A 1675-nucleotide genomic window follows, 5' to 3' on the forward strand; every position below is an offset into this window, starting at 1 on the left:
TCCAGCAGACAGACCACGGGTGCTAAGGTCCGTGGTCAAGAGGGAAACAGCCCAGACCGCCAGCTAAGGTCCCCAAGTCATGGCTAAGTGGGAAAGGATGTGGGACGGCCAAAACAACCAGGAGGTTGGCTTAGAAGCAGCCATCCTTTAAAGAAAGCGTAACAGCTCACTGGTCTAATTAAGCTGTCCTGCGCCGAAGATGTACCGGGGCTAAAGCCATGCACCGAAGCTGCGGATGCACTCCTTAGGAGTGCGTGGTAGCGGAGCGTTCTGTAGGCCTGTGAAGGTGTGCCGTGAGGCATGCTGGAGGTATCAGAAGTGAGAATGCTGACATGAGTAGCGACAAACAGTGTGAGAAACACTGTCGCCGAAAGTCCAAGGGTTCCTGCGCAAGGCTAATCCGCGCAGGGTAAGCCGGCCCCTAAGGCGAGGCCGAAAGGCGTAGTCGATGGGAACCACGTTAATATTCGTGGGCCAGGTGGAGGTGACGCCCTCTGTAAGTTGTCCATCCTTATCGGATTGGTATGGGCAGCGAAAGAGGGCCAGGAAATAACCCCACCATGAGACCGTACCCGAAACCGACACAGGTGGACTGGTAGAGTATACCAAGGCGCTTGAGAGAACGATGTTGAAGGAACTAGGCAAATTACCCTCGTAACTTCGGGAGAAGAGGGCCTCATCCTTGGGCAACCAGGGGTGAGGGGCACAGACCAGGGGGTGGCGACTGTTTACTAAAAACACAGGGCTCTGCGAAGTCGCAAGACGACGTATAGGGTCTGACGCCTGCCCGGTGCCGGAAGGTTAAGAGGAGGGGTGCAAGCTCTGAATCGAAGCCCCGGTAAACGGCGGCCGTAACTATAACGGTCCTAAGGTAGCGAAATTCCTTGTCGGGTAAGTTCCGACCTGCACGAATGGCGTAACGACTTCCCCACTGTCTCCAACATCGACTCAGCGAAATTGAACTCTCCGTGAAGATGCGGAGTTCCCGCGGTCAGACGGAAAGACCCCGTGCACCTTTACTACAGCTTCGCAGTGGCATCAGGCATTAGATGTGTAGGATAGGCGGGAGGCTATGAACCCCGGGCGCCAGCTCGGGTGGAGCCACCCTTGAAATACCGCCCTTCCGATGTTTGCTGTCTAACCGCGTCCCGTCATCCGGGACCGGGACCCTGCGTGGCGGGTAGTTTGACTGGGGCGGTCGCCTCCCAAAGAGTAACGGAGGCGCGCGATGGTTGGCTCAGAGCGGTCGGAAATCGCTCGACGAGTGCAAGAGCAAAAGCCAGCCTGACTGCGACACTGACAAGTGGAGCAGAGACGAAAGTCGGTTCTAGTGATCCGGTGGTCCCACGTGGACGGGCCATCGCTCAACGGATAAAAGGTACGCCGGGGATAACAGGCTGATACTTCCCAAGAGTCCACATCGACGGAAGTGTTTGGCACCTCGATGTCGGCTCATCTCATCCTGGGGCTGGAGCAGGTCCCAAGGGTATGGCTGTTCGCCATTTAAAGAGGTACGTGAGCTGGGTTTAGAACGTCGTGAGACAGTTCGGTCCCTATCTGCCGTGGGTGTAGGATACTTGAGAGGAGCTGTCCTTAGTACGAGAGGACCGGGATGGACGTACCTCTGGTGTACCAGTTGTTCCGCCAGGAGCACCGCTGGGTAGCTATGTACGGA

Annotated in this window: 1 rRNA gene; it reads left to right on the forward strand. The window is 56.7% G+C overall.

The features are described 5' to 3' along the window. Positions 1-1675: ribosomal RNA gene (locus tag FHS48_RS19835) — 23S ribosomal RNA — on the forward strand; the annotation flags it as partial.

The sequence above is a fragment of the Novispirillum itersonii genome (assembly GCF_014205675.1).
Taxonomy (GTDB): domain Bacteria; phylum Pseudomonadota; class Alphaproteobacteria; order Rhodospirillales; family Rhodospirillaceae; genus Novispirillum; species Novispirillum itersonii_A.